The sequence below is a fragment of the Streptomyces sp. NPDC079141 genome (genome assembly GCF_040686775.1).
Classification (GTDB): Bacteria; Actinomycetota; Actinomycetes; order Streptomycetales; family Streptomycetaceae; genus Streptomyces.
Genome location: NZ_JBFBLP010000007.1, coordinates 39968 through 64683 on the forward strand (window position 1 = coordinate 39968; position 24716 = coordinate 64683).

The 24716-nt window shown below is 70.8% G+C and carries 23 protein-coding genes and 1 riboswitch; of the genes, 4 read left to right on the plus strand and 19 right to left on the minus strand.

Features of this window, described 5'->3' with window-relative positions; translation table 11 throughout:
* Positions 1–45: 45 nt before the first annotated feature.
* Positions 46–1239 (minus strand): MBL fold metallo-hydrolase, encoded by a 1194-nt coding sequence (locus tag AB0Q90_RS20480; protein ID WP_363160057.1) that lies wholly within the window; start codon positions 1237–1239, stop codon positions 46–48.
* Between the two features lie 150 nt (positions 1240–1389).
* Here AB0Q90_RS20480 and AB0Q90_RS20485 point away from each other — a divergent pair, with 150 nt between their 5' ends.
* Together AB0Q90_RS20485 and AB0Q90_RS20490 are read left to right on the plus strand one after the other, a co-directional pair.
* Positions 1390–2568: a Glu/Leu/Phe/Val dehydrogenase dimerization domain-containing protein gene (locus AB0Q90_RS20485; protein WP_363160056.1), complete on the plus strand. Its 1179-nt coding sequence runs from the start codon at positions 1390–1392 to the stop codon at positions 2566–2568.
* A gap of 66 nt (positions 2569–2634) precedes the next feature.
* Complete coding sequence (locus AB0Q90_RS20490) at positions 2635–3267, plus strand: TetR family transcriptional regulator C-terminal domain-containing protein (RefSeq protein ID WP_363160055.1); 633 nt, start codon at positions 2635–2637, stop codon at positions 3265–3267.
* On the opposite strand, the gene AB0Q90_RS20495 is transcribed toward AB0Q90_RS20490, so the two are convergent.
* The 3 genes from AB0Q90_RS20495 to AB0Q90_RS20505 all read right to left on the minus strand — a co-directional run bounded on the left by AB0Q90_RS20495 (position 3252) and on the right by AB0Q90_RS20505 (position 5771).
* Positions 3252–4007: an SIMPL domain-containing protein gene (locus AB0Q90_RS20495; RefSeq protein ID WP_363160054.1), complete on the minus strand. Its 756-nt coding sequence runs from the start codon at positions 4005–4007 to the stop codon at positions 3252–3254. The genes AB0Q90_RS20490 and AB0Q90_RS20495 overlap by 16 nt on opposite strands.
* Positions 4008–4123: 116 nt before the next feature.
* Entirely contained in the window at positions 4124–4909 is a 786-nt protein-coding gene (locus AB0Q90_RS20500) for an SGNH/GDSL hydrolase family protein (RefSeq protein WP_363160053.1), read from the minus strand.
* Between the two features lie 145 nt (positions 4910–5054).
* Positions 5055–5771 (minus strand): DUF6250 domain-containing protein, encoded by a 717-nt coding sequence (locus tag AB0Q90_RS20505; RefSeq protein WP_363160052.1) that lies wholly within the window; start codon positions 5769–5771, stop codon positions 5055–5057.
* A 280-nt stretch (positions 5772–6051) separates the two neighbouring features.
* Here AB0Q90_RS20505 and AB0Q90_RS20510 point away from each other — a divergent pair, with 280 nt between their 5' ends.
* The gene (locus AB0Q90_RS20510) at positions 6052–6198 is read left to right on the plus strand and encodes a hypothetical protein (RefSeq protein WP_363160051.1); all 147 of its coding nucleotides are present in this window, start codon (positions 6052–6054) and stop codon (positions 6196–6198) included.
* A gap of 103 nt (positions 6199–6301) precedes the next feature.
* On the opposite strand, the gene AB0Q90_RS20515 is transcribed toward AB0Q90_RS20510, so the two are convergent.
* Together AB0Q90_RS20515 and AB0Q90_RS20520 are read right to left on the minus strand one after the other, a co-directional pair.
* Positions 6302–7243, minus strand: coding sequence for a LysM peptidoglycan-binding domain-containing M23 family metallopeptidase (locus AB0Q90_RS20515; protein ID WP_363160050.1), 942 nt, complete (start codon positions 7241–7243; stop codon positions 6302–6304).
* A 4-nt stretch (positions 7244–7247) separates the two neighbouring features.
* Positions 7248–7442, minus strand: a riboswitch (cyclic di-AMP (ydaO/yuaA leader).
* Positions 7443–7712: 270 nt separating this feature from the next.
* Positions 7713–9782, minus strand: coding sequence for an alpha-galactosidase (locus AB0Q90_RS20520; RefSeq protein ID WP_363160049.1), 2070 nt, complete (start codon positions 9780–9782; stop codon positions 7713–7715).
* Positions 9783–9964: 182 nt separating this feature from the next.
* Here AB0Q90_RS20520 and AB0Q90_RS20525 point away from each other — a divergent pair, with 182 nt between their 5' ends.
* Positions 9965–10762 carry a tyrosine-protein phosphatase gene (locus tag AB0Q90_RS20525; RefSeq protein ID WP_363160048.1) on the plus strand — a complete coding sequence of 266 codons (798 nt, stop codon included), beginning with the start codon at positions 9965–9967 and terminating at the stop codon, positions 10760–10762.
* Between the two features lie 9 nt (positions 10763–10771).
* Here AB0Q90_RS20525 and AB0Q90_RS20530 read toward each other — a convergent pair whose 3' ends face one another.
* The 13 genes from AB0Q90_RS20530 to hpnC form a co-directional block, all read right to left on the minus strand.
* Entirely contained in the window at positions 10772–10894 is a 123-nt protein-coding gene (locus tag AB0Q90_RS20530; protein ID WP_363160047.1) for a DUF6126 family protein, read from the minus strand.
* Complete coding sequence (locus AB0Q90_RS20535) at positions 10891–11502, minus strand: XRE family transcriptional regulator (protein WP_363160046.1); 612 nt, start codon at positions 11500–11502, stop codon at positions 10891–10893. The genes AB0Q90_RS20530 and AB0Q90_RS20535 overlap by 4 nt, the downstream gene beginning before the upstream one ends.
* Before the next feature lie 72 nt (positions 11503–11574).
* Complete coding sequence (locus AB0Q90_RS20540; protein ID WP_363160045.1) at positions 11575–12960, minus strand: aspartate aminotransferase family protein; 1386 nt, start codon at positions 12958–12960, stop codon at positions 11575–11577.
* The gene (dxs, locus tag AB0Q90_RS20545) at positions 12957–14849 is read right to left on the minus strand and encodes a 1-deoxy-D-xylulose-5-phosphate synthase (protein WP_363160044.1); all 1893 of its coding nucleotides are present in this window, start codon (positions 14847–14849) and stop codon (positions 12957–12959) included. The genes AB0Q90_RS20540 and dxs overlap by 4 nt, the downstream gene beginning before the upstream one ends.
* Positions 14850–14876: 27 nt before the next feature.
* Entirely contained in the window at positions 14877–16034 is a 1158-nt protein-coding gene (gene ispG / locus AB0Q90_RS20550; RefSeq protein WP_363160043.1) for a flavodoxin-dependent (E)-4-hydroxy-3-methylbut-2-enyl-diphosphate synthase, read from the minus strand.
* Between the two features lie 4 nt (positions 16035–16038).
* Positions 16039–17061, minus strand: coding sequence for an adenosyl-hopene transferase HpnH (gene hpnH / locus AB0Q90_RS20555; RefSeq protein ID WP_363160042.1), 1023 nt, complete (start codon positions 17059–17061; stop codon positions 16039–16041).
* A gap of 5 nt (positions 17062–17066) precedes the next feature.
* Complete coding sequence (locus AB0Q90_RS20560) at positions 17067–17708, minus strand: 1-hydroxy-2-methyl-2-butenyl 4-diphosphate reductase (RefSeq protein WP_363160041.1); 642 nt, start codon at positions 17706–17708, stop codon at positions 17067–17069.
* Positions 17708–19699, minus strand: a complete 1992-nt coding sequence (gene shc / locus AB0Q90_RS20565; RefSeq protein ID WP_363160040.1) for a squalene--hopene cyclase — start codon at positions 19697–19699, stop codon at positions 17708–17710. Before shc ends, AB0Q90_RS20560 begins: the two co-directional genes overlap by 1 nt.
* A 119-nt stretch (positions 19700–19818) precedes the next feature.
* On the minus strand, positions 19819–20946 hold the full coding sequence (locus tag AB0Q90_RS20570; protein ID WP_363160039.1) for a polyprenyl synthetase family protein: 1128 nt from the start codon (positions 20944–20946) through the stop codon (positions 19819–19821).
* A complete protein-coding gene (hpnE, locus tag AB0Q90_RS20575) occupies positions 20946–22373 on the minus strand; it encodes a hydroxysqualene dehydroxylase HpnE (RefSeq protein ID WP_363160038.1) in 1428 nt (475 codons plus the stop codon). The genes AB0Q90_RS20570 and hpnE overlap by 1 nt, the downstream gene beginning before the upstream one ends.
* On the minus strand, positions 22370–22510 hold the full coding sequence (locus tag AB0Q90_RS20580; RefSeq protein WP_363160037.1) for a DUF6380 family protein: 141 nt from the start codon (positions 22508–22510) through the stop codon (positions 22370–22372). The genes hpnE and AB0Q90_RS20580 overlap by 4 nt, the downstream gene beginning before the upstream one ends.
* Positions 22510–23460, minus strand: coding sequence for a presqualene diphosphate synthase HpnD (hpnD, locus tag AB0Q90_RS20585; RefSeq protein WP_363160036.1), 951 nt, complete (start codon positions 23458–23460; stop codon positions 22510–22512). The genes AB0Q90_RS20580 and hpnD overlap by 1 nt, the downstream gene beginning before the upstream one ends.
* Complete coding sequence (hpnC, locus tag AB0Q90_RS20590; protein ID WP_363160087.1) at positions 23457–24359, minus strand: squalene synthase HpnC; 903 nt, start codon at positions 24357–24359, stop codon at positions 23457–23459. The genes hpnD and hpnC overlap by 4 nt, the downstream gene beginning before the upstream one ends.
* Positions 24360–24716: the final 357 nt, after the last annotated feature.

Below are 24716 nucleotides of genomic sequence, written 5' to 3' on the forward strand. Positions count from 1 at the left end.
AACACATCGGCCTCAGGCCGCCAGAGCGCGCGAAACGCCGCAGCCTTAGCGTTCGCCTGCGAGGTCGAGGTCGGGCCGGGCGGGCTCCGGGGCGGCTGCCGCGGGCTCGGAACGGCGCCACGCGTGCGTGAGCGGTGCGGAAACCGATCGCCACCACGGGTGGACGGGCAGCAGTCCGCCGGGCTCGAAGGGCTCGCCGGGCCGCGGGAACGCGGCCGCCTGGCCGGCCTCGTCGGCGGCGTCCTTGGTCCACTCCCCCGGCTCGGCCCAGGCGTGCGTGGCGAGGTTGAAGGTGGCCCAGTGGATCGGCAGCAGCACGCCGTGCGGCTGTCCGCCCTGGAGGTCGAGGTGGGCGCGCATGCCCTCCTCGGGCGTCATGTGGATGTCCGGCCAGAAGTCGCTGTAGGCGCCGATCTGGATCATCGTGGCGTCGAACGGGCCGTGCTCGGTGCCGATGTCCTTGAAGCCCTCGAAGTAGCCGGTGTCGCCGCTGTGGTAGATCCGGTGCTCGGTGCCGGCGACGGCCCAGGAGGCCCAGAGCGTGTGCTGGGTGTTGCGCAGGCCGCGGCCGCAGAAGTGCCGGGCGGGGGTGGCGGTCAGGGTGAGTCCGCTGATCTTGGTGGCCTCGTGCCAGTCCAGCTCGCGCAGCCGGTCCGCGGAGACGCCCCAGTGCTCCAGGTGGGCGCCGACGCCGAGCGGGACCGCGAACACCGTGTCCGTGCCGGCCAGCGCCTTGATCGTGGGCAGGTCCAGGTGGTCGTAGTGGTCGTGCGAGATGACGACGACGTCGACCGGGCCGAGCGCGGCCAGCGGCAGCGGCACCGGATGCAGCCGCTTGGGACCGGCGAAGGAGAACGGGGAGCAGCGCTCGCCCCAGACCGGGTCGAAGAGCACCCGGTGGCCGTCGATCTCCGCGAGGACACTGGAGTGGCCCATCCAGGTGAGCCGCAGTCCGGTGGCGGGCGGGCGCGCGATGTCGGCCAGCGTGGTGGCGTGCACGGGGAGGGTGCCCTGGGGGGCGCGCCGGGGCCGCTGCTCCTTGTCGAAGAACACCTTGGCGAACTCCCGCATCGACCCGGAGGGCCGGGTCCGTGCCTCGCCTCCGGGGTTCTGGAAGACCCCGTCCTTGAAGTGGGGCGATCTGCGGATGCGGGCCATGCGCTCGCCGCTCGGCTCCGCGCCGAAGGCCGCCGGCTCCAGCGCGCGGAGCCCGGTGCTCAGGGAACGGAAACCGGTCACGGTACCTCCAGGTGGAGTCGTCGAGGCATCCATTATGGTCGCCCGCTCCGACAACTCCGGATCACCGGCCTCTCACATCCGGACAGCGGCCGCGTTGACAGCCCGGAGCACTCGTCTCGATACTGACCGGTAATTCAGTAAGGAGACTCGATGGCCGCCCCCCTTCTGTCGCTCACCTGGACCGATCACATCACCGGTCGTCAGGGATTTCTCGTGGTCGACCGGCTTGTGCGCGGGGTATGCAGCGGCGGGCTGCGGATGCGCGAGGGCTGCTCACTCGACGAGGTCACCGGACTCGCGCGTGGCATGACCATGAAGGAAGCGCTGCACTACGACCCCGAGTGCCGCTACGTCCCCCTCGGCGGCGCCAAGGGCGGCATCGACTGCGATCCCCGGGACCCGCGCGCGTACGACCTGCTGGTGCGCTACCTGCGGGCGATGCGGCCACACATCGAGGGCTTCTGGACCACGGGGGAGGATCTCGGCCTCAGCCAGGACCTGGTGGACCGTGCGGCCGCCGAGGCCGGGCTGGTCTCGTCGGTCCAGGCCGTCTATCCGCTGCTGGACGACGAGACCGCCGCCCGCCGACGGCTGGCGGAGGCCTTCACCGTCGAGGTGGACGGCATCGGGCTCGACGAACTGGTCGGCGGCTGCGGGGTGGCCGAGGCGGCGCTCACGGCGCTGGACCGGGCGGTCGTGCCGTACTGGCGGACGCGCGTCGCCGTGCAGGGGCTGGGGACCATGGGCGGCGCGACGGCCCGCTTCCTCACGCGCGCGGGTCTCACGGTCGTGGCCGTGGCCGACATCAAGGGCACGATCGCCAACCCGGCGGGCCTCGACATCGAGGCCCTGCTCGCCGCGCGGGACGCGCACGGCACCGTCGACCGCGCCGCCCTGCGCCCCGGCGACCGCGAACTGCCGGGCGACGCCTGGCTGTCGGTCGAGGCGGAGGTGCTGGTGCCCGCGGCGGTGTCGTACGCGATCGACACCGCGAACCAGCACCGCATCACCGCCCGCTGGATCGTCGAGGCCGCCAATATGCCGGTCCTGCCCGAGGCCGAGGACCTGCTGGCCGCGCGCGGCATCACCGTACTGCCCGATGTCGTGGTCAACTCCGGTACGAACGCCTGGTGGTGGTGGACCCTCTTCGGCGACATCGGGCCGGACGCGGAGGAGGCCTTCGCCCACACCCGCCGTTCGATGCGCGCCCTGACGGAACGGATGCTGACCCGCGCGGAGAGCGACGGGACGACGGCGCGGGCCGCTGCGCACGCGATCGCCGCGGAACGGCTGCCGGTGATCGCGGAGCGGTACGGGTGGTATCGGTGAGACGGCTGGCCGAGAAGCTCCGGGGCACCCCGGGCAGCCCGCTGCCCGGGGGCTAGGGTGAGCCGCGTGGCGAGAGTGCGATTGAGCGTGGCGCAGCGGCGTGAGGAGTTGCTGCGGGCCGCCATCGAGCAGATCGAGGCAAGGGGTGTTGCGGCGGTCCGGATCGCCGACGTGGCCTCGGCGCTCGGCGTGAGCAACGCCCTCGTGCTGTACCACTTCTCCACGAAGGAGAAGCTGGTCGCCGCCGCGTTCACCTACGCCGCCGAGGACGACCTCGCCCATCTGCGCAAGCTGCTCGGCCGCCGTACGACGGCGTTGCGCCGACTGCGCGCGGCCGTGCGCTGGTACGCGCCCACGGGCCAGGCCAAGGGCTGGCGGCTGTGGATCGAGGGCTGGGCGGCGGCGCTGCGCGAACCCGCCCTGCGCGAGGTCACCCAGGACCTCGACCGGGAGTGGAAGGCCGCGATCGCCGAGGTCATCGCCGAGGGCGTGGCGGCGGACGAGTTCCGCTGCCCGGACCCCTCGGGCGCGGCCCTGCGGCTGACGGCCCTCCTCGACGGGCTCGCCGTGCAGCTGACGTCCTATCCGGGCTCACTCTCCCGCGCGCGGGCGCAGGAGTGGGCCGAGGAGGCGCTGGACCGGGAGCTGGGTCTGGAGCGGGAGGCGCTGACCGCGCCGGCGTCTCAGGCGAGTTCGTAGACCGCGGTGACCGTGACGGTCTCCTGGATCTCACCCGGGGCGACCGGGACGCCCGCACCCCCGGCCGGTGCGTCCGCGGGCAGCGGGACGGGGTGCTGACCGCCCGACGAGGCCTCGTTGAGGCTGACCAGAGGGCCGAGCTTGCGTCCGCTGAGATCGGCGTACTGGAGGGCCTTGGCGTGCGCGTCCTTGTACGCGGCCTTACGCGCGCGGGTGTGCAGTTCGCTGCGGTCGGCGACGTCGAAGGCGATGCCGTGAATGCGGCCCGCGTCGCCGGTCGCGGTCGCGATCGCCTCCACGATCTTGCCGGTCGCATCGACGTTACGGACCTTCACCGAGAAGATCTGCGCGGCCTGATAGCCCGTCAGCAGCGTGGAGCCGTCCTCGTACTTGTAGACGGGCGTGAGGGACAGCCCCTCGGTGCGGATGTCGCCGTCGGCGACCCCGTGCTCGCGCACCGCGTCCAGCAGCGCCTGGGCGGCCTTGTTCTGCGCGTCCAACGCTTCCTGCGGGGTCTTGCCCACGACTTCGACCCCGGCGCTGACGACCGCCAGGTCCGGCGCGGCATTGGCGGAGCCGACGCCGGTCACGGTGACGGTCGCCACGCTCGGCGCGCTGGGCGTCGCCGAGGCGACAGGGCTGGTCAGCGCGGTCGCCGGGGCTGCGGCGAGGGCGGGCAGGCCCAGGGCGAGAAGGGTGACTGCCAGCGTGACGGTGGTGCGGGGCAGCGGTGCGGGCATACGGCGCCGGCCTTCCGGACGTAGGGGAGGACTCGCGCCCATCCCAGCACCGGGCCCGGCACGCGCGCGTGCACCACTCCCCCGCCGTCACCTCACTGGTCGAGCCGGCGGACCGCTCAGGCCACCGACTCGATCCGCATCTTGATGTCGTCCGGCGACAGGCTCCCCTTGGCCGTCACATGGTCGCCCGAAGACTCCCCGCGCAGCCGGCGCCCGATCCACGGCACCAGGTACTCGCGCGCCCAGTGGACGTCGTCCCGGCGGACCTCCAGGGTGCCGCGCGGCGGCAGCGGCGGCCACGGCTGGTCGGGGTCGGCCGGGACCTCCAGACCGAGGACCTGGCCCGCGCGCAGCGCCACACGCGTGTGCCCCTCGGGCGAGAGGTGCAGCCGGTCGTCGTCCCAGGCGCGCCGGTCCTGAACGGTCTTGAGGGACCACAGGTCCAGCACGGGGCAGCCGTACCGGTCGGCGATGGCCCGGACGTGCAGGTTGTACATGGCGATCTTGCCGCGCAGATGCTTCAGCACCGGCACGCCACGGGTGTCGAAGCCGGTCGTCACCAGTACGGTGCCGGCGACCTCGGTGAGCCGCGCGATCGCCCGCTCGTAGCGCTCGGCGACCTCGTCGGGGTCGCTGCCGGGCCGGATGATGTCGTTGCCGCCGGCGCAGAAGGAGACCAGGTCCGGCGCGAGTTCGACGGCCTTCGGAAGCTGGTCCTCGACGATCTGGTCGAGCAGTTTCCCCCGCACGGCCAGGTTGGTGTAGTCGAAGTCGTCCTCGGGCCGGCGGTCCGCGAGCAGCACCGCGAACCGGTCGGCCCAGCCGACGAAGGCCCCGTCGGGGCCGGGGTCGCCGACGCCCTCGGTGAAGCTGTCCCCCACCGCCACGTACGACCCGATCACTGCTCTGTTGTCACTCTTCGAATCGTCTGCCACATCGGCACATGATTCACCTTCGAATGTGACCTACGCGACCGTAGGCAGGGCTTGACGGTCGGTGAGATAAGCCACTCCTAAAGGGTTCGCCAAACCCGGAATAAGCCTCCGATCAGGGCTGTTGCGGGCTCAACCGCCACACCCGGAAGTCGCTGATCCGGAAGTGGCTCCACACGGTCCGGAAGGCGAAGTGTCCGCTCGTGTACGGCTCCGGGTCGGCGAGGTCGAAGACCAGCCGCCCGTTGTTCCACCACCGCTGGACGGAGCCGTCGGAGACGATGCGGACCCGGTGCGGGGCGTTCGCCACGAGGAGCGGCTCGGTGTAGTCGAAGACCAGCGGGCGCACACCGGCCTCGCCGACGTACCGGCGCAGCCGCGTGGTGGTGTTGTAGTTCGCCCCGTACCCGGCGTAGTACGTCTTGAGGTGGTCGTACTCCGCCAGGGCCCCGCCCCGCCGCGTGGCGAAGAGGTCGTCGGGGGAACGGACGTCGAGGGCGTTCCAGAAGTTGTTGAGGTCGGAGACCCGGTCGTTGACGCCTCCCTCCGACACGGGCGTGGCGGTGTATTCGAGGACGTACGGGCCTTCGAGGGGCCGCTCGAACCAGATCGTCGCACCGCTCGGCACGTCGATCTCCAGGACGCCGCGGGAGGCCGTGACCGTACCGCCGTCCTGGAGTTCGGTCACCCACTGGCCCAGTCCGCGGCGGAAGTCGTCGTGGGCGATCAGACGGCGGTGACGGGGGGCCGCGCTCGCGGCGGCCGCTGGGGCGAGGGCGGCCAGGGCGGCACCGGCAGCCAGTCCGGCGAAGGCTCTGCGCGTGGTCGGCATGGGCACGGCTCCTTCCAGGAGTCGAGTCGAGTCGAGTCGACAGAAAGCGCTTGCATCACAACAGAGATCACTCTGGCCCAATCCCCTGCCGCTGTCGACGCTTTGGACACCCGCGCCACAGGACCGCAATACGGCGATCACGAAAGAACAACCCGGCCTTCGCCGGCCTGGTCCACGACACCGCCACCGCCCTCCTCGGCAGCGGGCGCCTGCATGAGTTGCCCGACCCGGTCATGGGCTCCGAGGACTTCGGTTACGTCCTCGGACGCGTCCCGGCGCCATGGCCCTGCTCGGCGCCCGTCCGCCCTCGGTGCCGGCGGACGGCGCCCCCGACTGCCACTCCAACCGGGTCGTCTTCGACGAGGACGCGATGGCCACCGGTATCGCCGTCCACGCGGCCGTGGCCCTGCGCCACCTGGCCGGCTGACGGCAGGACAGCCGCACGCGGACACGGCAACACCGAAGGCCGGACCCGGGGATCGAGGTCCGGCCTTCGGCAGCGTGTCAGGCGGGGGGTTCCGAAGGAGGCGTCAGAGAGCGACGCCCTTCGAGCGGAGGTAGGCGACCGGGTCCACGTCCGAGCCGTAGTCCGGCGTGGTGCGGATCTCGAAGTGCAGGTGCGGGCCGGTCGAGTTGCCGGTCGAACCGGAGAGGCCGACCTGCTGACCCGCGGTCACCGACTGTCCGCTGGAGACGGAGAGCGAGGACAGGTGGGCGTACTGGGCGTAGTAGCCGTCGGCGAGCTTGATGACGACCTGGTTGCCGTACGCGCCGGCCCAGCCGGCGGAGACGACGGTGCCCGCGCCCACGGCCTTGAGGGAGGTGCCCGTCGGAGCGGCGAAGTCGGTGCCGGTGTGGTAGCCGCTGGACCACATGCTGCCCGCGACCTTGTAGCCGGTGCTGATGCTCGCGCCGGCCAGCGGAGCGGAGAAGCCACTGGCGGAGGACTGGGCGGCCTGGGTGGCCGTCGTGGTCTTCGACTCGGAGGTCTCCGAGGACTTCGTCGACTCGGAGGAGTCCGTGGACGCCTTCGAGGAGGACTGCGACGCGGAGGACTTCTCGGCCGTGTCCGTGGCTGCGGCCTTCTTGCCGATCGAGAGCTCCAGGCCCGGGTGGATCAGCGACGGGTCGGTGCCGACGGCCGCACGGTTGTCCTGGTAGAGCTTCCGCCAGCCACCGCTGACGTCCTGCTCGTCGGCGATCTTCGACAGATAGTCGCCCGACCGCACGGTGTAGGTCTTCGAGCCGGTCGCAGCGGTCTTCTTTTCGGTCGCCTTCTTCTCGGCGGCCTTCTTGTCCGCCACCGGAAGGGACTGAACGGCCTTTTCCGAAACGGACTGCGGCGTGGCCGCGTGGGCGCCGGTTGCTCCCAGGAGCGGGAGGGCGAGCGCGGCGCCGCCGGTTCCGGCGACGGCGATCGAACGGGTGAAGCGCTGGGTCTTGGGACGGCGGTGCTTACCCCTCGCGGGCATGGCGAATTCCTCTCCGGCGCCTACGAGGTGAGCTGTCGGGTGCGGACTGGAGATGTCCGGCCGCGCGCTGGGCGCGACTTGACCCCAAGCCTGTTCCGGAGACCGGAGCAGGCGGTTGTGCCTGTGGGTCCCCCGCTCCTGCCGGGTACGGGTAAGTGTGCGGATCCCGGACGGTGGCAGGATTCGGCGTCCGTCCGGATTGGTGGCGAACGTAAGCGACCAAGACGCAAAGGGACAAGCAGAAGGTTCCGCATGAATGCGTTCTTCTTGATCCCCTGTGAGAATTCCCGGTCACCCTCCGTGCATTACGCGAGCCACCGTTTCCGTAAACCCCCTTGAAAACCACTTGAATTACGTGAACATGACGGGCGACTCACGGTCACGGATATGACGCTGCTCACGTGACGTTGCTCCAGACTCCTTTACTCCAGAGCGAGTTGGAATGAAGGCTGCAATTCGGACAGAACTCTCAGATGCGACGCAGCCGGAGAACCGTCGCATCAAGGTCTCCGCGCAATTCCAGGCGCAGCCCGTGATGCATCAGGACCGCACCCCGGTGCACTTCGCCCGTTTCGCGGCATTCGTACGCCGCTGTCGGGTCGAGCCCGCGCAGCCGCACCGCCGGCACCGGCTCGCCGTACCGCTGCGCCTGGAGCCAGGCGAGGACGACGGTCTCGTCGCCGAGCATGTACTGCACAGCACTCAGCCCGCCCGACGGGGGCCGCAGCCGATAGAGGTCTCCGCGCTGCACGAGGGGTCTGATCTGCTTGTAGAGATCGACCCACCCGCGGGCCTCGGCCAGCTCCGCCTCGGTCCATCGTGTGAGGTCTCCGCCGACTCCGAGCACCCCGGCCATCGCGCTGACGAACCGGAACCGCAGGGAGCTGATCCGGCCGTTGAGCATGGCGTTGGGGCTGTCCGTGACCCAGGCCGCCATGACGCGCGCGGGGTGGATCTGGCTGAAGCCGTGCTGGATGGCGAGCCGGTCGAGCGGGTCGGTGTTGTCGGAGGTCCACACCTGGTCGGTACGGCTCAGCACCCCGAGGTCGATCCGGCCGCCACCGCCCGAGCAGGACTCGAAGGCGACGCCGGGGTGGGCGGCCCGCAGCCGGTCCAGCAGGCCGTAGAAGGCGTGCACGTGGTCGACCCACAGCCGCTGCGGGTACGGCTCCCCGGGCCAGCCCGCGTCGGTGAAGCAGCGGTTGAAGTCCCACTTCACATAGTCGATCGGAGCGCTGGAGAGGAGTCCGTCGAGCTGGGTCCAGAGGTACTCCTGGACGTCCTCGCGCGCGAGGTTCAGTACGAGCTGATTGCGGAACTCCGTCCGCTTTCGTCCCGGATGGTGCTGCACCCAGTCCGGGTGCGCGCGGTACAGGTCGCTGTCCGGGTTGACCATCTCCGGTTCGACCCAGATGCCGAACCGCATGCCGAGTTCGCGCACCTGGTCGGCGAGCGGTTTGAGGCCGTCCGGGAAGCGGTCGGCGTTGGGGGTCCAGTCGCCGAGCCCCGCGCGGTCGCTCGTGCGCGTCCCGAACCAGCCGTCGTCGACCACGAACAGCTCGACGCCGATCGCCGCGGCCCGCCGGGCGAGCGCGAGCTGCTGTTCCTCGGAGATGTCGAACTCCGTGGCCTCCCAGGAGTTGAACAGCACCGGCCGGTCCCGGTCGGCGTCCGGCACCACATGCGCGCGCTGGTACGCGTGCCAGGCCCGGCTCGCCCCGCCGAAGCCGCCGTCGCTCCACAGACCGGCGAATACGGGTGCGGTGAACGACTCCCCCGCCGCCAGCCGGAGCAGCCCGGAGTCGTCGTACCCGGCACCGCCGGTGATCTGCACGCGCGCGTCGGGAAGTTGGGCGACGGCGATCCGCCAGGACCCCGACCAGCCCAGGGCACAGCCGTAGACCTCGCCGCGCTCCTCGGTGGCGTCGGTGTCGAGGGCCACCCAGGGCAGGTGCTGGTGTCCGGTGTGGCCGCGGCGGCTGCCGATGATCTTCTCACCGTAGGTGAGCGGGGAGCGCACCAGGCGGGACTCGGCGGCCCAGCGGCCGTGCAGCTGGGAGAGCCGCCAGTCCTCCCGCTCGGGCAGCGTCCAGGTGGCGGAGTCCGCCCGCAGCACCTCGATCGCGGGCCCGTCGTTGTGCAGGGTCACCCAGCGCTCGACGACATCGGCGCGCATGCGGTAGTGGAGCGTGACGAGGAGCCTGCCGTCGCGGAACCGCAGCCGCAGCTCGTCGTCCCGGGTCTCGGACCGCTCGAAGCTCCACTCGGTGCCGCGCCGCTCCTCGGTGCGCACGGACAGGGCGGGCCGGACGAATCGGGGGCCGCCCTCGACCGGGTACTCCTCGCGTCCGTCGAGCCGGGACTCGAAGGGCCAGTGGTCCGGCAGCGGACGGGCCGCGAGCGCCTCGGCGTCGGCCAGGGCGATGCGCGCTCCCCAGTGCAGGTGCAGCAGCTCGTCGTCCGCGTTGAGGTGCAGGGCGTAACTGCTGGTCGGCCCGGACAGCATCCACGTACGTCCGTCGTCGGAGATCTCCAGCATGCACACCTCACAGATCCGCACATCCACACTCAAGGAACAACATCATCAAGCGTCCCGGGCCTGCGCGGCAATGCCTGTGGACAACCGCCTGTGGACAACTCATTGCCCTGGAAACCCATGTCGTATGGTCGAGAGGTGCCGTCGACGAGCCGCGTCGGCGGCATCGGCTGGGAGGAGCCCCCGTGACGCAGCAGATCCCGTCGACCGAGCCCGAGCTGGCCGGAGTCCGCAACTTCCGCGACGTGGGCGGACTGCCGACCGTGGACGGACGGCGGGTGCGCCACGGAGTGCTGTTCCGCAGTGGCCACCTCGCGCACGCGACCGAGGACGACGCGGCCTTCCTCGACTCCCTGGGCCTGCACACGATCTTCGACTTCCGCAACGCGGCGGACCAGAAGCTGGAGGGCCCCGACGTCGAGCTGACGGGCGTGCGCAATGTGAACCTTCCGCTGTCCGACCCCGCGGACGGCGCCGAGTTCTGGAAGATGGTCCGCGACGGCGAGATCGAGCAGCTGCGGGAGATCCTGGCGGAGGGCAAGGCCGCGAACCGCATGATCGAGTCGTACCGCATGATCATCACGGAGCGCACCGCCGAGCACTCCCAGGTGCTGCACTCACTGGCCGAGGACAGCGTCCCGGCCCTGATGCACTGCGCCGCCGGCAAGGACCGGGCGGGTCTGTCGATAGCCGTGACCCTGCTCGCCCTGGGCGTCGAGCGCGAGGCGATCGTCGCCGACTACCTGGAGTCGAACGCCAAGCACCGCCGCTACAAGGTGCACCGCAGCAGCAGCTCCGTGGCGGCCTACTCCCCCGAGGTCATGGAGCTGCTCAGCCCGCTCTTCGACGCGCGCGCGGAGTACCTGACGGCGGCCTTCGAGACCATCGAGGAGACGTGGGGCGGCGTCGAGACCTATCTGGAGCAGGCCCTGCGCCTCACCCCGGAGCTCCGGGAGCGGCTGCGGGAGCGGCTGCTCGACTGAGCCCGGCGGCTACTGCTTGGCCCCCATCTCGAACAGCAGGTAGATGAAGGCCGCGAAGACGTGGCCCACCGCGATGTAGATGATCAGCCGGATCCACAGGGCGCGGGGGAACTTCTCCTCCATGTCGCTCATGGCGTCTCTCCAAGGGTCTGGCCCAGGCACAGCGCGGCTGTGGGGCTCTGCAGCAGGGTGTGGACGAACAGCAGGTCGACCCCGTCCCGGTCCAGGGCGGCGATGCGGTGCGGGGTCAGTGAGTCGAAGTGCGCGCTGTCGCCGGGCGCGAGCCGGTGCACGGTGTCGCCGAGGCGCAGCCGCAGTCGGCCGGTGAGGACGTAGAGCCACTCCTCGCCGGGGTGCACCCGCACGATGTCGCCCTGTGTGCCGTGCGGGACGTGCACGCGCAGGGCCTGCATGCCGCGGCCGGGCGCGCCGGCCTGCCAGTAGGTCCAGCCGCCCGCGGCGGTCGCCTCCATGTCGGCGGCGCGCACCACGGCGTCCCGGTCGGCGACCGTCTCGCCGAGCAGCTCGGAGACGGTCGTACCGTAGATGCGGGCGAGCGACAGCAGCATCGGCAGGGACGGCTGGCGCTGCCCGGTCTCCAGTCGGGAGAGGTGGGCGGGCGACAGGCCCGCCGCGCGGGCGGCGGCCTCCAGGGTGAGGGAGGCCTGGCGCCGCAGGGCACGGAGCTGCGGCGCCATCACGGGCAGGTCGTCGGCCGGCCCGGTCTCGGGAGAGCTCATGCTCTCCATTCAGCCGGAGACTTGCCTGTGGGGCAAACTTCTTGCCTCAGAGGCAAAAGCCCCCGGAACCTCCTACCGGTTCGCCACCGCCTGCTTCACCAGGGTCCGCCCGAACTCCCACATCAGGCCACTCCCCCTGTGTGCGTCGTCCATCACGTCCGTGAAGGCGTCGACGAACCGGTCCACCTCCCGCTCGCCCACGATCAGCGGCGGAATCAGCTTGATCACCTCCAGGTGGTCGCCGGAGACCTGGGTGAGGATCCGGTGCCGCTGGAGCAGCGGCACGACGACCATCTGCGCGAACAGGCCCTTGCGGGCGGCCTGGAGCATCGTCCAGCGGCCGCGCAGCTTCAGCGAGGACGGCTTGCCGAACTCGATGCCGATCATCAGGCCCCGGCCGCGGACGTCGGCGAGCAGCTCGTACTTGTCGACCAGCGCCGCCAGGCGGGACTTCAGCAGCTCGCCCGTGGCGCGGGCGTTCGCGACGATCTGCTCGTTCTCCATGACCGCCAGCACGGCGAGCCCGGCCGCCATGGCCTGCGCGTTGGACCCGAAGCTCGCCGAGTGCACCAGCACCCGGTCCATCGACGAGTAGACCTTCTTGAAGATCCAGTCCTTGCCCAGGGTGGCGCCCACCGGCACATAGCCGCCGGAGAGCGCCTTGGCCACGCACACCAGGTCCGGCTCGACACCCTCCTCGTGCTGGTAGGCGTAGAAGTCCCCGGTCCGGCCGAGGCCGGTCTGCACCTCGTCCGCGATGAGCAGCGCCTTGTGCCGGTGCAGCAGCTCCTGCGCCGCGCGCAGATAGCCGGGCGGGGCCTCGTGCACACCCTTGCCCTGGATCGGCTCGACGATCAGCGCGGCGACGTCGCCCTTCTCCAGCTCCCGCGCCAGGGCGTCGAGATCGCCGAGGGGTACGGCCGTGTCGGGCAGCAGCGGGGCGAAGCCGTCGCGGAAGCCGTCCTCGCCGTTGACGGACAGGGAGCCGATGGTCAGGCCGTGAAAGGCGTGGTCGCAGTACAGGATCCGCGGCTTGCCGGTGGCCCGCCGGGCGAACTTCAGGGCGGTCTCGACGGCCTCCGTGCCGCTGTTGCCGAAGAACACCCGGTCCAGGTGCGGGCTGTACGTGAGCAGCTTCTCCGCCAGCAGCCCGGGCAGCGGCTGGCAGTCGAAGCGGGTGAGGTCGGCGAGGGAGGCGTCGAGGACGTCGTGCAGCGCCTTGCGGACGACGGGGTGGTGGCGGCCCAGGCCCATCACCCCGAACCCGGCGAGCATGTCCAGGTAGTCGTCGCCGTCCGCGTCCCAGAAGTAGGCGCCCTCGGCCCGCTCGTAGACCTTGTCGAAGCCGATGGTCTGCAGCATGCGCGGGAGCTGGTGGTTGAGATATCTGCTGTGCAGCTCGTAGCGCTCGGCTCCGCGCTCGGCGAGCAGGGCGCCGAGGTCGAACTCCGTGGTCATTCCGCTGTCTCCTTGACTGGCTCCTGGACGGCCAGGCTCGCGCTGATCCGCCCGGCGACCTCCACCGGGGTGAGCCCGATGTCGGCCAGCACCTCGCCCCGTTTGGCGTGCGCGAGGAACTGCTCGGGGATGCCGAACCGCCTGACGGGTACGTCGACTTCGGCATCGCCCAGGGCCAGCGCCACGGCGGCGCCCACACCTGCCGCGCGGCTGTTGTCCTCGACGACGGCCACCAGCCGGTGTTCGGCGGCGAGGCCGGGCAGCGCCGGGTCGACCGGTTTGACCCAGCGCGGGTCGACGACCGTGCAGCCGATGCCACGGGCCTGAAGCAGCTCGGCGGCCTGGAGGCAGACCGGCGCCATGACGCCGACGGCCACCAGGAGCACCTCGGGCTGTTCACCCCTGTGCAGCACGTCCAGGCCGCCGACCCGGTCCACAGCCGGGATCGACGGGCCCACGGACTCCTTCGGGAAGCGGACGAGCGTGGGCGCGTCGTCCACGGCAACCGCCTCCCGCAGCTGGGCCCTGAGCTGGTCGGCGTCGCGCGGCGCGGCGATCCTCAGACCGGGGACGACCTGGAGGATCGACATGTCCCACATGCCGTTGTGGGAGGCCCCGTCGACGCCCGTGACCCCGGCCCGGTCCAGGACGAACGTGACCCCGCAACGGTGCAGGGCGACATCCATCAGCAGCTGGTCGAAGGCGCGGTTGAGGAAAGTGGCGTAGACGGCGACGACCGGATGCAGGCCGCCCGTGGCGAGGCCGGCCGCCGATACGGCCGCGTGCTGCTCGGCGATGCCCACGTCCCACACCCGGTCCGGGAAGCGGGCGGCGAACTTGCCGAGGCCGACCGGGTGCAGCATGGCCGCCGTGATCGCCACGACGTCCTGGCGCTCCTCGCCGATCCTGACGATCTCGTCGCCGAACACCGAGGTCCAGGAGGGGCCGTTGGAGGGCGCGAGGGGCTCGCAGGTGAGCGGGTCCATCACGCCGACGGTGTGGAAGTGGTCCTCCTCGTGGGCGAGGGCGGGTTCGTAGCCGCGGCCCTTCTCGGTGAGGCAGTGGACCAGGACGGGGCCGTGGAAGCGTTTCGCGCGGCGCAGCGCGGACTCGACGGCACCGATGTCGTGTCCGTCGATCGGGCCGACGTACTTCAGGCCCAGGTCCTCGAAGAGCCCCTGCGGTGCGAAGGCGTCCTTGAAGCCCTTCTTGGCGCCGTGCAGGGCCTCGTAGACGGTGTGGCCGACGACGGGGGTGCGCAGCAGGACGTCCTTGCCCCAGGCCAGGACCCTCTCGTAGCCGTCGGTGGTGCGCAGCGTCGCGAGATGGTTCGCCAGGCCCCCGATGGTCGGCGCGTAGGACCGCTCGTTGTCGTTGACGACGATGATCAGCGGCCGGTCCTTGGCGGCGGCGATGTTGTTGAGCGCCTCCCAGGCCATGCCGCCGGTGAGGGCGCCGTCGCCGATGACCGCGACGACATGGCCCTTCTCCCCCTGGACCCGGCGGGCCTTGGCGAGTCCGTCGGCCCAGCCGAGTGCGGTGGACGCATGGCTGTTCTCGACGATGTCGTGCTCGGACTCCTCGCGCGAGGGGTAGCCGGACAGGCCGCCCTTGCCGCGCAGCTTGGAGAAGTCCTGACGCCCCGTCAACAACTTGTGTACGTAGCTCTGATGGCCGGTGTCCCACACGATGCGGTCGACCGGTGACTCGAAGACCCGGTGGAGCGCGATGGAGAGTTCCACCACCCCCAGGTTGGGCCCGAGGTGTCCGCCGGTCCTGGCCACCGCGTGCACCAGGAACTCTCTGATTTCTTCGGACAGTTCACCGAGATCCGCCTCGGACAGCGCCTTCAGGTCGCGTGGTCCCCGGATGTTCTCCAGAATCGTCACGCTCGGGCCCCCTTCGGTCCGTGCTGCTCAACTCACGGTGACGGCCGGCTCCCCCGACGCGACGCCGTCCTGCTCCATCTGTTCGGCGATCTTCATCGCCTCCTCGATGAGGGTCTCCACGATCTTCGACTCGGGTACGGTCTTGATGACCTGGCCCTTCACGAAGATCTGCCCCTTGCCGTTGCCGGAGGCGACCCCCAGATCCGCTTCCCGCGCCTCGCCGGGGCCGTTGACCACACAGCCCATGACCGCGACGCGCAACGGCACTTCCATGCCCTCCAGGCCGGCCGTGACCTCGTCGGCCAGCTTGTAGACGTCCACCTGGGCGCGTCCGCAGGACGGGCACGACACGATCTCCAGCCGCCGTTGCCTCAGGCCCAGCGACTCCAGGATCTGGATGCCGACCTTGACCTCCTCGGCGGGCGGGGCGGACAGGGACACCCGGATGGTGTCGCCGATACCCCGGCTGAGGAGAGCGCCGAAGGCCACCGCCGACTTGATCGTGCCCTGAAAGGCCGGACCCGCCTCCGTGACCCCCAGGTGCAGCGGGTAGTCGCACTGCTCGGCGAGCAGCTGGTACGCGCTGACCATCACCACGGGGTCGTTGTGCTTGACCGAGATCTTGATGTCCCGGAAGCCGTGCTCCTCGAAGAGCGAGGCCTCCCACAGGGCGCTCTCCACCAGCGCCTCGGGCGTGGCCTTGCCGTACTTCTGGAGCAGCCGGCGGTCCAGCGAGCCCGCGTTGACGCCGATCCGGATCGGCGTGCCGTGGTCCTTCGCGGCCCGTGCGATCTCCTTGACCTTGTCGTCGAACTGCTTGATGTTGCCGGGATTGACGCGTACGGCCGCACAGCCCGCCTCGATCGCGGCGAACACGTACTTGGGCTGGAAGTGGATGTCCGCGATCACCGGGATCTGCGACTTGCGCGCGATGGTCGCGAGGGCGTCCGCGTCGTCCTGCGTGGGGCAGGCGACCCGGACGATCTGGCAGCCGGACGCGGTGAGTTCCGCGATCTGCTGCAGGGTGGCGCCGATGTCCGACGTACGGGTCGTCGTCATCGACTGCACCGACACCGGGGCCCCGCCCCCGACCGCCACCGGTCCGACCTGGATCCGGCGCGACAGGCGCCGTTCGGCGATCGGGCGGACCGGTACCTCGGGGACTCCCAGAGGGACGGCGGTCATGACGTCACTCCCGGTTTCCGTTGACCGTCTCGCGCATGGCGCGCAGGGACTCCTTCAGGGACCCCATGGTGGCGAGGACGGCGGTGGGCTCGTAGCCGCAGTGCGCCATGCAGTTGGCGCAGCGCGGGTCCTTGCCGCGGCCGTACTTGTCCCAGTCGGTCTCCTCGATGAGCTGGCGGTACGTCGGCACGTACCCGTCGGCCATCAGGTAGCAGGGGCGCTGCCAGCCGAACAGGGAGTAGTTGGGGATCGCCCAGGCGGTGCACGGGAAGTCGACCTTGCCCTCCAGGAAGTCCAGGAAGAGCGGCGAGTGGTTGAGCCGCCAGCGGCGCCGGTTGCCGCCGGAGAAGGCCTTCTTGAACAGCTCGCGGGTCTGCTCCACGCCCAGGAAGTGCTCCTGGTCGGGCGCCTTCTCGTAGGCGTAGGCGGGCGAGATCATCATCTCGTCGACCTTGAGGTCGTCGTTGAGGAAGTTGAGCACCTCGATGATGGTCTGCGGGGTGTCGGTGTTGAAGAACGTGGAGTTGGTGGTGACCCGGAAGCCGAGCCGCTTGGCCTCCTTGATGGCCGCCACGGCCTCGTCGAACACGCCCTCCTTGGCCACGGACTCGTCGTGGCGCTCGCGCAGGCCGTCGATGTGCACGGCGAAGGCGAAGTAGGGCGAGGGCTTGAACTTGTCGATCTTCTTGCGCAGCAGCATGGCATTGGTGCACAGGAAGACGTATTTCCGCTTGGCCACCAACTGCCGCACGATTTCATCGATCTGAGGGTGCATCAGGGGCTCACCGCCGGCGATGGACACCATCGGTGCGCCGGATTCGAGCACCGCTCCCACGGCCTGTGCGACCGGCATGCGCTGTTTGAGGACGCCCGCCGGGTGCTGGATCTTGCCGCAGCCCTCGCACTTGAGGTTGCAGGCATAGAGCGGTTCCAGCTCGACGATGAGCGGAAACTTGTCGCGCTTTCGGAGCTTTTGTTCGGCCAAGTATGTAGCAACCTTGATGGACTGGCGCAGCGGCATGGCCATCTGGCTCACCTCCTGGGGAGCAGCAAAGAACGGTGCCATTCGAAGAAAGCGGGAAGGACCGACCTAAGTACACGGAATGCTGATATTCCACCGCGCACCGTTCCGATCCGGACGAGTTCATGTTCTGGAGCGTCCACGACCACCCGTACGGCCGCAACGGGGCGCTCGCCCGCGCGCACGGCGCTCAGGAGCGTGACCGCCGACTCCATGTCGACCGCGATTGCGCCGGTCGTGAGCAGATCGGACCGTTCCTGACCACGCACGACGTGATCGGAACCGGTGAGCGGTCCGGTGTGGACGGTGCGCCCCGGTACGGCGCGGGCGAGTTCCTTGACGAGCAGGTCGGTGGCGACACACGGCGTGGTCCCGCGCCGGTCCCGGGTCTCCTCGGCAACGACCAGGTCACCGGGGTGCATCCCGGGGGCGAGCCCCGCGCAGAAGCCGGTGGCGAGGACCGCGGCACCGTGCAGCGCCGGGTCGGCCAGGACCCGGGTGACGGACCGCTCGGCCGCCTTGGGCCCCATGCCGGTCCGCAGCACGGTGACCGGCCCGCCCGCACCGCTTCGGTCGCCGGTGCGCAGGGCGAGGTGCTCGATGCCGAGCGCGCAGGCGATCAGCAGCGGGGCCGCGGCGGGCTGGGTGGTCATCAGCGCCTCTCAGGCCCGGAGAACGGCTCTCCGTGCACATACCGGCCGAGCGCGGTGAGCGGGAAGACCTGCCGGTAGAGGTGGTAGTTGATGGAGAAGTCCCAGGGGAATCCGGTGCCGGTGAAGTACGGCTCGTCCCAGGAGCCGTCCTCGCGCTGGGTGGTGGCAAGCCACTCGACGCCGCGCTCCACGGCCTTGGCGTCCCGCTCGCCCGCGGCCAGCAGCGCCATCAGCGCCCAGGCCGTCTGCGAGGCGGTGGAGGCGCCCCGGCCGCTCCATCCCTTGACGTCCTGGTAGGAGCGCAGGTCCTCGCCCCAGCCGCCGTCGTCGTTCTGCACGGACTCCAGCCAGGCCACGGCCCGGCGGATCGCCGGGTGCGAGCCCGGGAACCCGGCGGCCACCAGTGCGGGAACGACGGACCCGGTGCCATAGACGTAGTTGACGCCCCAGCGTCCGAACCACGAGCCGTCCGGCTCCTGTTCTGCGAGCAGCCACTCGATGCCCCGTCGGGTGCGCGGGTCGTGGGCGAGCCCCTCGACCGCGAGCATCTCCACGACGTGCGCGGTGACATCGGCCGACGGCGGGTCGATGACCTCGCCGAAGTCGCAGAACGGCAGCCGGTTGGGGAACGGGCTGGTGTTGTCGACGTCGAAGGCGCCCCAGGCGCCGTTCTTGGACTGCATGCCGAGGTTCCAGCGCACCCCGCGCCCGATCGCCTTCTGCACCCGCTCCGGGTCGTGGTGCCGGACCCGGCGCAGCGCGAGCACCACCTCGGCGGTGTCGTCGATGTCGGGGTAGTTGTCGTTGTGGAACTCGAACGCCCAGCCGCCGGGCGGCAGTTGGGGGCGCTTCACGGCCCAGTCGCCGGGCCGGACGATCTCCTCGCCGAGCATCCAGTCGGCGGCCTTGACCAGCTGCGGATGGTCGGCGGGCACCCCGGCGTCGGCCAGCGCAATGGTGGCCAGACAGGTGTCCCACACCGGTGACTGGCAGGCCTCGATCATCCGGGCCCCGTCCTCGCGCCAGATGGCGAAACGGTCCAGCGACTCCAACCCGGCCCGCATCACCGGGTGTTCGAGGTCGTAGCCGACCAGGTGCAGCGCGATGACCGAGTACACGGCCGGGGGCTGAATGCCGCCCCAGCAGCCGTCGTTCTCCTGCCGTTCGATGATCCAGCGGGCGGCGGCGTTCATCGCGGACCGGCGCAGACTGCGCGGTGCGACCTTGCGCAGCACGTGCAGCGCCTTGTCCAGGCGCTGGAAGGCGCCGTCCCAACTCGCCACCGGGGCAAGGGGCTTGGCGGGATTGGGGGTGGCCGGATCGGTGTGCAGCTCGTCCAGCGGGAAGGGCGCGGGCCGCACCGGGCGTTTGGCGGAGACGATCGTCAGCGGGACAATGGTCTGCCGGGCCCAGCAGCCGAAGTCGTAGATGTTGAGCGGCACCCACTTCGGGAAGTAGATGAGCTCGGGCGGGAGTTCGGGCAGGTCCTCCCACTTCCACCAGCCGAACAGGGCCAGCCAGATCCGGGTGAAGACACGGGCGGCGGCGATACCGCCCCGCGCCCGGATCCACTCCGCCGCCTTCGCCATGTGGGGCGCGTCCGGCGTGTCACCGGCCAGCCGGAGGGCGACGTACGCCTCGACGGTGGTGGAGAGTTCGCCCGGTCCGCCGTGGAAGGTGGCCCAGGTGCCGTCCTCGCGCTGCTCGCCTCGGATGAAGAGGGCGGCGGCGTGGGTCGTGGCCTCGTCGCGGATGCCCAGGAACTGGCGCAGCAGCAGGTCCTCGGCGTCCATGGTGACGTTCGTCTCCAGGTCGCCCTTCCACCAGCCCTGGGAGTCCTGCCGGGACAACAGGTGGTCGGTGGCGCGCCGGACGGCGAGCACGGCGGCGTCATGGACCCCCGCCGCCACGGGGGTGGTGCTCTTGGTTTCGCTGGCCGCGGCAGCGCGGGGCGGCAGGGCCCCGGTGCTTCCGTCGGTCGTCGCTGTCATGGCTTCCCCTTCGTGCAGTGTGCAAGTGGTGCGTCTGCTGTGGGTCCGCCGTCGGCCGGTGCGCGTCAGCTCACGAACACCGGCCGGCGACTACGCGAGGGCTATTCGACCGATAGTGATCATCTCTTTCGTACGACGACGAAGTCGGCGAGCGCCGCGAACTGCGCCCGCACCCGGTCGGGCATGTCGATGGCGTCGAGGGCCTCGATGGCGACGGTGTGCTGACGGCGCGCCTCCTCGGCAGTCCACTCACGGCCGCCGGCCTCCTCGATCAGAGCGGCGCGGGCCGCGAACTCCTCCTCGGAGAAGTTCGCGAAGTCGCTGCTCTTGGCATCCGCGGCAAGGAGCTCGCCGAGCCGCTCGGAGGCGGGGCCGCCCGCCGCGAGCGCGGCCACGACCGGCAGCGACTTCTTGCGCTGGCGCAGGTCGCTCCAGGTCTGCTTGCCGGTGGAGACCGGGTCGCCCCAGATGCCGAGCAGGTCGTCGACGGCCTGGAAGGCGAGGCCCAGGTGGTAGCCGTACTTCTCCAGGGTGTCGGCGGTGCGGTCGTCCGCGCCGCCCAGCACGGCGCCGATGGAGCTGGCGCAGGCCAGCAGCGCGCCGGTCTTGTTGCCCTCCATCTCCAGGCACTCCTCGACGCTGACACGGTCGCGGTGCTCGTAGGAGATGTCCTGGGCCTGTCCGTCGATCAGGGCCCGGGTGGCGGTGGTCAGCCGGCGGGTGGCGCGGCCGGCCTCGACGGTGCCGAGCTCCAGCAGGATCTCGTTGGCCAGCGCGAACAGGGCGTCGCCGACCAGGATGGCCTGGGCGGGGCCGTGCACCTTCCACACCGTGTCGCGGTGACGGCGCTGCTCGTCGCCGTCCATCAGGTCGTCGTGCAGCAGCGAGAAGTTGTGGACCAGTTCGACGGCGACCGCGCCGGGGATACCCACCTCGGGCGCGGCGCCGGTGACCTCGGCGGAGAGCACGGCGAGGGCAGGGCGCACGGCCTTGCCGCCGTCACCGGCGGTGGGCCTGCCCTCGGCGTCGATCCAGCCGAAGTGGTAGGCGGAAACGGTGTCCATGGGAGGGGCCAGGCGGTCGATCGCCGCCCTCAGTACCGGGGTGGCCAGGGTCCGGCCGCGCTCCAGCAGCGCGGTCACGTCCACCGCGTCGGCAGCCGTCGAGGCCGGGGGCACAGTGGGCACAGTCTCTCCTCTTGTTGCGGTACCGGGGGTGCGGGGACCTGCCGCGTGCTGATCGAGCATCAGGCCGCCTCCTCGACGTCGAAGAGGTGGTCGCGGGGCCGGCCCAGGGCGCTCAGCGCGGCGTCCGCCGCACTCACGCCACTGCGGACCGCACTCTCCATGGTCGCGGGCCACCCTGTGGCGGTCCACGCTCCGGCCAGGTAGAGGCCGGGTGCCTTGGTGCGGGCACCGGGCCGCAGCCGCCCGACGCCTGGGGTGGGAGCGAACGTCGCCGTGCGCTCCCGGGTCACGAAGAAGTCCTTCACCTCCGCCCCGCGCGCGCGGGGCAGCAGTCGCTCAAGCTCGGGCAGATAGCGCTCGCGCAGTGCCGCCACCGGAGCGTCGATCTCGTCCTGTGCGGCGGACTGGGACAGCGCGAGGTACTGGCCCGCGCGCAGCCCGGAGGCCTCGGTCCGGTCGAAGACCCACTGCACCGGGGTGCCGAGGGCCGCGAAGAACGGCCTGCTCAGTACCTTCCGGTCGTACACGACATGGACGTTGAGGATCGGCGCGGTGCCGATCTCCAGCAGTTGTTCGGGGGCGTCGAGGGCGCCCGCGGGCAGCAGGTCGTACGCCTCGCGCTGTGCCACGGCGAGGACGACGGCGTCCGCCCGGAACGTCTCGCCGGGAACCTCGACGCTCCAACGCCCGTTCTCGTCAGTAGAGATGGAGGTGACGCGTGTACGGACCTCGGTACGGACGCCCGCGGAGTCGAGCGCCTTGCGGGCCAGCCGGTCATGCAGTTCGCCCAGCGGGACGTGCGCCCATCCGATGTCGGCCGCGCCCGGGTCGGACAGCAGACCGGTCTTGAACACCATCGCGGCGAGCCCCAGTGAGGCGTCGCCCGCGACCGCGTTGAGGGTGGCGACCCCGACCAGGTCCCACAGGGCCTCGACGGCACGCGCCGACTGACCGTGCGCGGTCAGCCAGCTGCCGAAGTCCTGGGTGTCCAGGGTCGGATCGGCGAGGTCGAGCCCCTTGAGCGCGAGCGCGGCACGCCCGACCGCCGCCCGCTCGGCGAGCGAGAGATGCGGGTAGGTGGCGAGACTGCGCCCCAGATGCAGCGGTACGGGCAGCGCATCGCGTCGCAGCCGGCCCAGCCGCCGCCCCTCGGGCCGGTTCACATCGACAACGGGCACGTCGAGACGATCCTGCAACGGCGCCAGCGCCTGCCCCTCGATCCGGTCGAGGAACCAGCGGTAGGCGGTGCAACAGCGCAGGTAGACGTGCTGTCCGTTGTCGACGGTCAGTTCGCCGCGCTGGAAGGAGAAGGCGAGCCCGCCCAGGCGTGGGCGGCCTTCGAGCAGCATCACGCGCACTCCGGCGTCGGCGAGCGCGAGCGCGGTGGTGATTCCGGCCAGGCCGCCGCCGATCACGACGGCGTCACGCCCCGGCTGCCGTCCCGGCGTGCCCGTGAGCGGCCCCTCCGGCCGCATGCCGTCGGTCATCGTGCGCCCTCCCCCGAACGGCCGCCGCAGTGCTTGAACGGTGCACGGTCGGCCGTTGCAGTCAGGGACGCCGCCCCGCCGCGGAGGGTTGCGTGCCGTTCTTCGCCAGTGGCATCACTTTGAACCGGATTGTCCATCAGGCGCGCCTCCTGACGGTCCGCCGCGTCACATGCCGGGCGTCCAGGCCGGACAGGCCGCGCACGGCGACGTACGCCTTCTCGCGCCCCGGCAGCGAGACCCGGCCGCGCAGCACGGCCTCCGGCTCGCGCTCGATGCGGTCGAGGAGGCGGCGGTAGATGCCCGCCATGGCGGCGACGCAGGCGCCGCTGCGCCGGTCGAGCAGCGGGAGCAGCCGGTATCCCTCGGCGAAAAGGGCGCGGGCCCGGCGCACCTCGAAGTGCACGAGCCCCGCGAAGTCGGCGCCCTCCGGCGGTTTCGGCCCACTGAACCCGGCCGAGCAGCCGAACTTGGCGAGATCGTCGGCCGGCAGATAGGTGCGCCCGCCCTCGGCGTCCTCACGCACGTCCCGGAGGATGTTGGTGAGTTGGAGCGCGAGCCCGAGCGTGTCGGCATACTCCGGCGCGCGCTCGGCGCCGCGCGCCCCCGGTTCGGTGCCGAACACCCCGAGCGAGAGCCGCCCGATGGCGCCCGCCACACAGCGGCAGTACACCTTCAGGTCGTCCCAGGTCTCATAGGTCTCGCCGCGCACGTCCATCAGCACGCCGTCGATCAGCTCGTCCAGGCCGTCGAGCGGGATCGGGAAGACCTCGGCGGCGTGGGCGAGGGCGACGGCGACCGGGTCGGTGTCGTCCTCGTCGACCGCGCCGCCGCGGACCCGGGACAGCATCGCCCGGGTCTCCTCAAGTCTCGCGATCTTGACGTCGCCGGCCAGCAGCCCGTCACCGATGTCGTCCACCCGGCGCGAGAACGCGTACAGCGCCGACATCGCGCGGCGCTTCGGTGTGGGCAGCAGCCGGATCCCGTAGGCGAAGTTACGGGCCTGCTGTCCGGTGACGGCCTCGCAGTAGCTGTAGGCGGCGAGTACCGGTGCGGACACGTGTGGTGCAGACTCCACGGTCCGGATCACCCCTCTCCTCGCAGAGTCACGCCCACCTCGCGCAGCAGCTGGATCTTGCCGGGCTTGGGCGGGCCGGGAAGTACGTCGTATTCAGCGGCGGCAATCGCGTGGATTGCCGCCCTTCCCCCCGCCACGAACCCTGCGAGCAGCAGCCTCAACCTGCCGTGGACGCTACCCACCAGGGGGGCGCCTTCATTCAGGAGATCGCGGGCGCGTTGCGCTTCGTATGCAACCAGTGCGCGCACTGATGCGCCTGCGGTTTTCGTGGCGAGATCCGCCTCCTGGACGTGAAAGCGCTTCATGTCCGTGGCGGGCAGGTAGATGCGGTCGCGGCCGAGGTCCTCGGCGACGTCCTGGAGGTGCTCGACGATCTGGAGTGCGGTGCACACCGCGTCCGAGCGGCGGATGCGCTCCGGGGTGGCGGTGCCGGTGACGGCGAGGACCAGATGTCCGACGGGGTTGGCGGACAGTTCGCAGTAGGCAAGCAGATCGTCGTAGGTCTCGTAGCGCCCCACGAGCTGGTCCTGGCGGTTGGCCTCGATCAGGCCGAGGAACGGCTCGGGGGTCAGCGAGCGGCGGCGGACCGTCGGCTGGAGGCGGCGCAGCAGAGGGTGTCGGGGCGTGCCGTCGAAGACCTGGCGCAGGTCGGCCTCGAAGGCGTCCAGCATCACCAGGCGGTCGTCGGCCTCCTCGGCGGCGACGCCCAGCAGCCGGGCGTCGGCGCCGCCGGGGGCCAGATCGCCGTCGCCGATGTCGTCGACGAGGCGGGCGAAGCCGTAGACGGCCATGAGGTCGGTGCGCCAGGCCCGGGGCAGGAAGAAGGGGGCCACGGGGAAGTTCTCGTGCGCGGCCTTGTCGAGCGTGCCGCGCTCCGCGTCACCGGTGTGCGGCGTGCCGGTTCCCGTCACCGCGTACTGCCCGGCGCGGAGACGGCGCATGCTGCGTTGAGCTGGGGAGTTTCCGTAGCCATTGCCGTCACATCTCCCGTTCTACACCGCAGACCCAATACACACTATTTCGGACACGCCGCCCGGCCGTCCGCGCGGCCGCCCCCGCAGAGGGTGTGGGGCATTATCGCCCCACTTGCCGCGTTTCGGGACCGGTACAGCTTACGTTGTACAACGCAGTGCGGTTCGCCGGGGTGTCCTGCACATCACAACAACACACCGATTGGCCCCCAAGATTCCTAAGGCCAGCCGAAGTTGACGTTTCCTTTGCAGACGCGGAGCCCCGCCGGAACAGTTCCGGCGGGGCCGTGGGAAGCG